General features: G+C 40.8%; 9 protein-coding genes and 1 other RNA gene. 4 read left to right on the forward strand and 6 right to left on the reverse strand.

The window, feature by feature from the left end; genetic code table 11:
• Positions 1-226: IS66 family transposase (locus tag JV16_RS14515; protein WP_042536433.1), on the forward strand; the 226-nt coding region annotated here is incomplete at its 5' end.
• Positions 227-335: 109 nt separating this feature from the next.
• Entirely contained in the window at positions 336-1,538 is a 1,203-nt protein-coding gene (locus JV16_RS14520; protein WP_042536434.1) for a hypothetical protein, read from the forward strand.
• On the opposite strand, the gene JV16_RS14525 is transcribed toward JV16_RS14520, so the two are convergent.
• Positions 1,529-2,242 (reverse strand): helix-turn-helix transcriptional regulator, encoded by a 714-nt coding sequence (locus JV16_RS14525; protein ID WP_042536435.1) that lies wholly within the window; start codon positions 2,240-2,242, stop codon positions 1,529-1,531. The two genes, JV16_RS14520 and JV16_RS14525, sit on opposite strands and share 10 nt — an antisense overlap.
• A gap of 166 nt (positions 2,243-2,408) precedes the next feature.
• On the opposite strand from JV16_RS14525, the gene JV16_RS14530 reads away from it, so the two are divergent.
• Together JV16_RS14530 and JV16_RS14535 are read left to right on the forward strand one after the other, a co-directional pair.
• Positions 2,409-3,104 (forward strand): ImmA/IrrE family metallo-endopeptidase, encoded by a 696-nt coding sequence (locus JV16_RS14530; RefSeq protein ID WP_052481274.1) that lies wholly within the window; start codon positions 2,409-2,411, stop codon positions 3,102-3,104.
• Between the two features lie 92 nt (positions 3,105-3,196).
• Complete coding sequence (locus JV16_RS14535; RefSeq protein WP_042536436.1) at positions 3,197-4,330, forward strand: tyrosine-type recombinase/integrase; 1,134 nt, start codon at positions 3,197-3,199, stop codon at positions 4,328-4,330.
• A 137-nt stretch (positions 4,331-4,467) separates the two neighbouring features.
• Here JV16_RS14535 and ssrA read toward each other — a convergent pair.
• From ssrA to secG, 5 genes are all read right to left on the reverse strand, one after another.
• Positions 4,468-4,820: a transfer-messenger RNA gene (gene ssrA / locus JV16_RS15450) on the reverse strand.
• Positions 4,821-4,919: 99 nt separating this feature from the next.
• Positions 4,920-5,384, reverse strand: coding sequence for an SsrA-binding protein SmpB (smpB, locus tag JV16_RS14540; RefSeq protein WP_003399367.1), 465 nt, complete (start codon positions 5,382-5,384; stop codon positions 4,920-4,922).
• A 78-nt stretch (positions 5,385-5,462) separates the two neighbouring features.
• A complete protein-coding gene (rnr, locus tag JV16_RS14545; protein ID WP_021093680.1) occupies positions 5,463-7,742 on the reverse strand; it encodes a ribonuclease R in 2,280 nt (759 codons plus the stop codon).
• 20 nt (positions 7,743-7,762) lie between these two features.
• Positions 7,763-8,521, reverse strand: a complete 759-nt coding sequence (locus JV16_RS14550) for an alpha/beta hydrolase (protein WP_108912074.1) — start codon at positions 8,519-8,521, stop codon at positions 7,763-7,765.
• Between the two features lie 31 nt (positions 8,522-8,552).
• Complete coding sequence (secG, locus tag JV16_RS14555) at positions 8,553-8,786, reverse strand: preprotein translocase subunit SecG (RefSeq protein ID WP_042536437.1); 234 nt, start codon at positions 8,784-8,786, stop codon at positions 8,553-8,555.
• Between the last annotated feature and the right edge of the window lie 381 nt (positions 8,787-9,167).

Below are 9,167 nucleotides of genomic sequence, written 5' to 3' on the forward strand. Positions count from 1 at the left end.
TGAAGCTCACGTTCCCTTTGACAACAACCAAGCCGAACGAGATCTTCGCATGGTCAAAGTCAAAGAGAACATCTCGGGTACATTTCGTCAGGAAACGTTCGCGCAGTCGTTTTGCATCGCAAGAAGCATCGTTTCCACACTCACGAAACACGAAAAAAACGTGTGGGACTCGTTGTGTCTTCTGTTGACAGGCGAAACGATAGATCGTGTTCTTTCCGCTACCTAGGGCATTTTCTATGACAGAAATGCCCTATTTGTGCTGGGCTACTTTACACACTAGCACTCGGGTGAATAGTTACATTCAGCAACTAACACAGATAAGGGAGGAGTTATAAGTGAAGCTTTTTGCTCAACAAGGGCACGGAAAAGGTAACAAAATACATAAAGGTTTAGAGGATCAGTCATTAGATGGTGTTATTTTGAGTCCGCGCGATGAAAAAAAGGAAAACATCATTGCTTTAAAAAAAGAGCTTGAACAGAGTTATCCAACAACTGAAATATTACTTGACCCTCAATTCTACTATGCAACTTATATCGATGGCGTGAGTAAGCACCTAGACTCACTAAGTTACTATCCAGGTAAACTTGCCCTATCTAATTTAAGATCTTTGCGTAATATACATGAATACGTTTCTAAATGTTTAATATTTCAACAGGAGTTGGACCTACACCAACTTGTATCACCGACTATACTCATTCCTAACTTTACAGATAGATATGCACAAATATCATTGAGTATGGCTGAAGAGTCAGTTGCTGAAGCAAAAAAATTAGGAAGACCATTATTTATTTCATTGGTTTTTAATGAAAGTGCTCTAAATGAATCCAGAAGTGTAGACGAATTTCTCAATGAATTAACAATGTTAGAAACAGAAGGTTTTTACATTACAGTAGCCCGAAATAATACTGGTTACGATCAAAAATTCGACGAGGTTACATCATTAATAAATTTATTGACAATGATTTATTCTTTAGGTGAGGTTAATGAATATAAAGTAATATTAGGATATTCCGATATAGTAGGGCTACTGTACTTAGCAGTTGGAGCTTACGGAATTGGTAATGGCTGGCACAATAGTTTGCGTAAATTTACTATACAACAAAGAATATTACCATCGTCAGGCGGAAGACCGCCTCGAGAAAGATATACTTCTTTACCACTTCTTAATTCTATATTAATGTCTGAATTAGATTCAATTGCAAAAGTTATAAAAACATATAGTGGGGACTTAGAAGACTATTTGAGTAAAGCACTATATGATAACATAGTACTATCCGGTTCCAGCCCTTCCACGGAATGGTCGAGATCAATTAGCCATCTGCAGCATTGGAGCGCATTAAAAAAGGGAATTAACAATTTAAAGAAATTGGATATTTCTGAGCGTTTAGATGAAATTCAAAAACAAATTGATCATGCAAAAGCACTATACAAAATTTTAGAGTCCATGGCCATCCAATTCGACACCTCATCTTCTAGTCATCACTTAGGAAATTGGGATACAGCTCTAAAACAGTTTAGAAATATACATCAAGTATAGTAATTTTGTACGAATAGTTTACCAATACCAACTAAGTAAAAAGCTTTTTTACTTGGTTGGTTTTTTTTAGCTTTTAAATGAATAACAAACTCCCCTTTCTCATCAATACTAATTAACCCTACTCCATTAATTCGAAATAATTCGATATTATTTATCGCGGGAGATATATACTTTCTTGGCATTACAACCCATGAATTATTAGCAAAACCGAAGTATTGCGTTGCTTGATACAAAGCTCTTCTCCAATTATGCAGCTTTGCCTCGTAAGCATTAAAAATAACTTTCGGTATCTCAAAATCTTGGTGTAGTAGGTAACTTCTATTACTATTTTCTACAATAATCTCTTCATTTAATAACGTGCGGAGGGATTTTTTTAAAGTTTGTTCAGTTAATCCTGTCCGTTTTACTAAAAAACTTAAGGTACGCGGTGCCTTCTTATGTAATAAAGAAATGACTCGCGCATTAGTTAAATTGGATAAAAGAACGGCTTTCTCTTTAGGAATAATTTTTTCATTTTTAGTTTCAGCCACAACAAGATCTGCTCTTCCTTGCCAGCAATCCATTTCTCTTAGTATTTTTTTTCTACCATCATTTATTTTTTTATCATTTTTCATTAATAAGGTTTCTAATAAAAACACTAAACTTTCTTCTTTTAGGGTTAAGGTATTTAAAAAATAATCATAATCACAACTTCTCGCCATCATTTTATCCCATCCTTAATACATTCGTTAATATAAAATATATACATAGTTTGTTTATGTTTCAAGATTAGCATATTTTATTGTTTAAAAATTTTTATGCTCAAAATAAGATATTCCATCTCTTGCAAAACCAAACATACGTTCCTATAATGGTATTGAGGTGATTTCCATGAAATGTTCTCTATACCATTTCACACCGATTGAGCAGTATGTATGTAACTTATACAAAAGCTTATCTATCTCTAATCCATATCAGCTTGATATGATTGATATTGCAGCGAAGTTAAATATATGGCTGCATTTTGCAGACATTAGAAGTACAGCTATCGAACGGAATGGGGTTTACAGCATCATTATCGATCGTCGACTTACTCGGCAACGGCAATGGCAAGATTTTGGCCATGAATTATGCCATGTACTGCGACACTCTGGGAACCAATTAATTCTCCCGGAGTCAATGGTGCAACTTCAAGAAGCGCAGGCTGTGAATTTCGCATTTCATTTTTGTGTACCGACTTTTATGCTGCTCGAGCTGAAGTTACCGACTACAGAGAAAGAGATCGTCTATATGTTGAGCGAAACATTTGGCGTAGAGCCGCTGTTTGCGAAACGTCGCTGGGAGCGCTTTATGGAGCAATGGAACAGCTATCAATTTTACGAGGTACTCTCCAATCATATGCAGATCGCCGAGACAACTGCTACCGCTTCCAGCGATGACACGGCAAGCAGTCTTCATCTGCTTCATGAGTACGCTGCCGCACATGATGGATCGTTGTTCATTGACGGCAACTTAACGGATGAGGAACAGCAAGAAATTATCCGTTACTTGCAACAAATCGACCAAATTCACTCAAAAACATCTTAAATCATACCAACACCGGACGACAAAATGCTTAAAATGATAAGAGCCAGCCTGCACGCTTAGTAATACCGATGCCAAGAAAGGGGTGAATACATTTGGCCAGCATTCAAAAAGTGAAAAACGGTTGGCGTTATCGTGTTTCATACAAAGAAAATGGGCAATACAAAACGAAAACGAAAGGCGGCTTCCGCACCAAAAAGGAGGCGGAGCTGGCGGCCGCCGAATTGGAGAAGCAACTGCACAAAGGCTATGACATCAACGCTGGCGATCAGCTGTTTTCGGAGTATATGCGGAATTGGTACGAGATTTTCCGTAAAGGTAAAAAGAGTGTAGATAACGACAACGATATTAGACGCGCTGTGGAATTTGTGGAAAAATACTTTGCTGGCGTCAAATTGAAAGACCTAACTCGCGAAATGTACCAAAAGGCGTTAAACGAGTATGGGGAAACTCATTCCACCGCATCGGTAAAGAAACATCACACCTATATGCGAGCGTGCTTAAAAGAGGCGCTGGCGGATGGGATTATTCATAAAGACCCGACATTTAATGCGGTGGCTGTTGGGAAAGTGGCGCCAAAGGACGAGGAAATCAAATACTTGAACTATGAAGAAGTGGCCAAGCTGTTAAAGGTGACGACCGAGAACTTGCAGTTGCGATACATTTCGCGATACATCATTTTATTTGCTTTGGCTACCGGCGCGCGCTTTTCAGAAATCATCGGTTTAACTTGGGATTGCGTTGACTTTGAAAATAAGGCTGTCGCCATCAATAAAACGTGGGATCATAAATATAAAAATGGATTTGATAACACAAAAAACTATGCTTCAAAACGAACAATCACTATTGACGAACATACATTAAGCATTTTGAAAGATTTGAAACGGAAGCAACAAGAATTTGCGTTAAAAACGGGTTTGAGAAATGAGCACAATCTTGTTTTTGTGAACATCCAATTCAAACTTGTCACGAATACAGCAGTAAACAAGACGTTGCGTCAATTATGTAAGAAAGCCAAAATTAAAGAAATCACTTGTCATGGCTTACGACATACTCACGCCTCGATGCTGTTGTTTAAGGGTGTGAACATCAAGTATGTTTCCAGACGACTAGGGCATAAAGACATTGTAACTACCCTCCAAACGTATTCGCACATCATGGATGAAATGGAGCAGAAAGAATCCCGCCAAGTCGATCTAACGATGCGGGAACTATACAATGCAAAATAAAAAAGCCGTGCAAAATTTGTGCAAAATTTTTTCGAATTCTATCGTTTTCAATCGGATTTTCGAAAAATAAAAAACGACCGCAAACGCAGTCGTATCAAGGGTTTTACGATTTCTAATCCGAACCGTTCAAATGTTGGAAATGGAGACGGTGGGAGTCGAACCCACGTCCAGAGATATCGCCACTTAAGCGTCTACGAGCGTAGTCGGTATATTTTTATTTCGCCGCTTCTTCCGCCTACCGACAGGCATCCGAGCAGCTAGTCTGATTGATCTCTTCCCTCGTCCTCAGACGGCGGACTTAGGCGTAGCCCACTTGGTATGAACCCCTAGGCCGCCACATGGACGATGGCGGTAGGAGTTAGCCGCGTTAATTAAGCAGCTAAAGCGTAGTTTTCTTTGCCAGTTATCTTTAAGTGACGTTTTTACGAGGACGATCCCCTCGGCTCGCAGCTTAAGCTCGATCTACCCCTGTCGAATCCGTAACGTCCCCGTATAAGAGAAACGTACGAAGGAAGCTTAAGCTTTTATAACTGGCTGACATCATTTATTATAGCACATTCTCGCTCATTTGCAATTGTAACTTCTTGGATTATTTCTGACGTTCACGAAATGCACGTTCCACTTCACGTTGCGCTTCTTTCTTTTTCATATCTTCCCGTTTGTCGTATTTTTTCTTTCCTTTTCCGACCCCTAACAACAATTTCGCAAAGCCATCTTTAATGTATAGTTTTAACGGCACAAGCGTATAGCCTTGCTCTTTCGTATAACCGATAAGCTTATTAATTTCACGGCGGTGAAGCAATAATTTGCGCGTCCGCAACGGATCGTGATTGTAGCGATTACCTTGTTCGTACGGACTAATATGCATATTATGCAAAAACACTTCACCTTTTTCCACTTTTGCGAATGAATCTTTCAAATTCACTTTTCCAGCGCGAATCGACTTAATTTCCGTTCCTTGCAACACGAGTCCTGCTTCGTACGTTTCTTCGATAAAATAATCGTGATGGGCTTTTTTATTTTGAGCAATGAGCTTTCCTTCCCCTTTTGGCATTTGTTTCCCTCCCTTCAGACAACGAATATTTTAACAAAAATGATAAGAAAGGAAAAGCCTCTACTGACGAGGCTTTTCTTATCGTTTTTTCTTTTTCTTCTTCTTTTTCATGTCTGGTATATCTTCATAAAACTTTTTCTTTTTCTTCGTTTTTTTCGTTGGCCATTCTTCTTCTTTTTTCTTTTTCCGTTTTCCTTCAATGACGACAGGAGCTGCTTTCGGTTGTTTGTTTTTCCGACCTTTCATGCCGACAATTTCAAAGTCGACAATGCGCTCCTCTTTATTCACATTAATGACCCGCACCGTAATTTGATCGCCAATGCGATATACTTTCCCCGTTCGCTCACCAATCATCGCATAATGTTGCTCATCGTAATGGTAGTAATCATCTGTTAAATAGCTGACGTGCACAAGCCCTTCGACTGTATTTGGCAGTTCAACAAACAGTCCAAAATTCGTCACGGAACTAATAATGCCGTCAAACTCCATGCCGATTTTATCTTCCATAAACTCGGTTTTCTTCAAATCATCTGTTTCACGCTCTGCTTCGACGGCACGGCGCTCCATATTCGACGTATGTTCCGCAATTTCCGGAAGCTTCTCCGCCCATTTTTGTTGCGTTTGTTCGTCGATTTGCCCATGAATTAAATATGTGCGAATAAGACGATGGACGATTAAGTCTGGGTAGCGACGAATCGGCGACGTAAAATGCGTATAAAATTCCGTTGATAGTCCGTAATGCCCGAGGCTTTCGGCGTCATAGCGCGCTTGCTTCATCGAGCGAAGCATAACGGTTGACACGACCATTTCTTCCGGCTCGCCGCGCACCGCTTCTAACACTTCTTGCAAGGCACGAGGATGAATTTGGTTTCCTGTTCCTTTGACAATATAGCCGAAATTCGTAATAAACTCTAAAAAGCGCTGCAATTTTTCAGGCTTCGGATCTTCATGCACACGGTAAATAAACGGCACGTTCATCCAGTGAAAATGTTCAGCAATCGTTTCATTTGCCGCAAGCATAAATTCCTCGATTAATCGCTCCGCAACAGAACGCTCACGCAAAACGACGTCATACGGCTTGCCGTTTTCATCGACGAGCACTTTCGCTTCTTTAAAGTCAAAATCAATGGCACCGCGTTTCATGCGCTTGTTTCGTAAAATATCGGCTAACTCTGCCATTAACTCAAACATCGGCACAAGCGGAGCATACTTTTCTCGAAGCGCCTCGTCTTTATCAACGAGAATGCGGTTCACATCGGAATACGTCATGCGTTCGGCCGTGCGAATGACACTTTGGAAAATTTCATGGTGAACAACTTCGCCACGATCGTTAATTTCCATCTCGCACGATAACGTTAATCGATCGACTTTCGGATTTAATGAACAAATACCGTTTGACAACCGATGCGGAATCATCGGAATGACGCGGTCAACTAAATAAACGCTCGTTCCACGCTCATATGCTTCACGGTCGATCGGCGAACCTTCCGTCACATAATGGCTGACATCGGCAATATGAACGCCGAGTTTGTAGTTTCCGTTTTCTAATTTCGTCACCGTCACCGCATCGTCTAAGTCTTTTGCATCTTCCCCGTCGATCGTGACAATCATCTCATTGCGCAAGTCACGGCGATCTTTTATCTCCTCTTCAGAAATGGTATCAGGAATGCTGTTCGCATGTTCAAGGACGTCTTCAGGGAATTGAAGCGGCAATCCATGTTTATGAATAATGGATAAAATATCGACCCCAGGATCGTTTTTATGTCCTAAAATTTTAATAACTTCCCCTTCCGCGCTTATGCGTCCTTCCGGATACGTCGTGAGGCGGACGACAACTTTATGCCCCTCCACTGCGCCGTTTGCGGCATGTTTCGGAATAAAAATATCGTTTACGATCTTTTTATCGTCTGGAATGACAAAGCCGAAGTTTTTGCTTTCCGTATACGTGCCGACAACTTCTGTAATGCCACGCTCAATAATGCGGACGATCGTTCCTTCTTGACGCGCCCCCGTTGCTTGTCCGTTGACACGCACAAGAACGGTATCACCGTGCATCGCATTTTTCAACTCTGATGGCGGAATAAAAATGTCGTCAAGCGTTGGATCTTCTGGAACGACAAACGCAAATCCTTTCGCATGACCTGTCACTTTGCCGCGAATTAAGTTCATTTTCTCCGGTAGCCCGTAGCGATTGCTTCTTGTCCGAACGATCAGCCCCTCTTCTTCTAACGCCACAAGTGTTTTGACAAGTTCTTTAAACTCAGCGGCGTCTGTAATATGAAACGCTTCTTCTAATTCTTGAACCGTAAGCGGTTTATACGCTTCATCGCGCATAAACGCTAATAATTTTTCCTTCATTTACTTCCTCCTTTCGAGGATTACCAATCTAATGATTCTAAAAATGCATAAATGTCTTCATGAAGTTGTTCTTTTTCTTTATCAAGCGTAATGACGTGTCCGGATTCCTCATACCATTTGATTTGTTTGACGGGAGATTCGACGCCGTTATAAATAATATTTGCACTATCTGGGTTAATCATGTCATCATGACGCGCTTGCACGACAAAAACAGGCGCATAAATGAAATCTAAATGATCGCGCACATCAGCGATCAGTTGTTGTAGTGCTTTCAGCGTTTTCATCGGCGTTTTTGCAAACTCGGTCATTTCTCGCTCGATTTGCTCGTCGCTTTTTCCTTCTCGCTTTTTATATTCGCGGGCGTACGCTAAAACTCCTTCATACATCGTCTGCTCGCTTTTAATATACATCGGGGCGCACATCGGCACGATGCCCACGACAGGAACAGTATAGCCAAGTTTTAACGAAAACACACCGCCAAGTGATAATCCAACAACAGCAATTTTTTCATGGTTTTGTTTTAAATATTCATAAGCGTTCATCACATCTTGCCACCAATCTTCTGGACCGGTATGAACGAGCTCTTCTGGCGGCACACCATGTCCTTTATAAATCGGAGCATGACACGTATATCCTTTCGCTTGTAAAAAACGACCGAGCATGCGCACGTCGGCAGAGTTTCCTGTAAATCCGTGCAATAACAATACTGCCCGTTCACCTGCTTCAAACGTAAACGGTTGTGGTGCAACTAGCTTCACAACAATTCCTCCCTTCTCCATGAAAAAAGCGATCCGCATCGCTGGACCGCTGTTACAGTTCAAAATAAGTGACAGCTACTGTTAATACGAAAAACAACACGGCAAGAACAACAGTCACACGGTGCAACACCGCATCAATCCCGCGTGCTTTCTGTTTGCCAAACAATTGCTCGGCACCGCCGGTAATCGCACCAGAAAGCCCTGCACTTCGGCCTGATTGCAATAAAACAACTGCAATGATTCCAATACAAACAATTACAAGTAGCGTAACAAGAAACGCATGCATACTTTACACCTCCAACGACGCACATCACAATAGTTTTATTTTAGCATAACACGATTCATTTGTACAACGGATGAAAAGATACGTTTGAGTCAAGAGTTTGTGGGAGATTTTTTTCTCAACCGATTTTATTGGTTATATATGGTTTTATGGACTTATTTTATGTAAGCGCTTTTATCCACTCTCATCCTGTAGGTATGTGCCTATATCCGTGTTTTTAAAAACCTTTCAATGCTTGTAATGCCTCGTAAATCGGCGTTCCTGAAGACTGACGGAAATACGGAATATTGTCTCGAATCACTTCTTTCATTCGAGATGAGACGCGTTTCATTGACTTTTTCACGATTGCTTCTCGTTTCGTTTCTTCTCGTTCTTCCACATGAC

It is taken from the genome of Anoxybacillus ayderensis (assembly GCF_000833605.1).
Lineage (GTDB): Bacteria > Bacillota > Bacilli > Bacillales > Anoxybacillaceae > Anoxybacillus > Anoxybacillus ayderensis.

Excerpts from the sequence above, each read along its gene's own strand:
- rnr (WP_021093680.1), bottom strand. The coding sequence starts at position 7,742 with ATGAAGGAAAAATTATTAGCGTTTATGCGCGATGAAGCGTATAAACCG.
- JV16_RS14525 (WP_042536435.1), bottom strand. The coding sequence starts at position 2,242 with ATGATGGCGAGAAGTTGTGATTATGATTATTTTTTAAATACCTTAACC.
- smpB (WP_003399367.1), bottom strand. The coding sequence starts at position 5,384 with ATGCCAAAAGGGGAAGGAAAGCTCATTGCTCAAAATAAAAAAGCCCAT.
- JV16_RS14530 (WP_052481274.1), top strand. The coding sequence starts at position 2,409 with ATGAAATGTTCTCTATACCATTTCACACCGATTGAGCAGTATGTATGT.
- JV16_RS14550 (WP_108912074.1), bottom strand. The coding sequence starts at position 8,521 with ATGGAGAAGGGAGGAATTGTTGTGAAGCTAGTTGCACCACAACCGTTT.
- secG (WP_042536437.1), bottom strand. The coding sequence starts at position 8,786 with ATGCATGCGTTTCTTGTTACGCTACTTGTAATTGTTTGTATTGGAATC.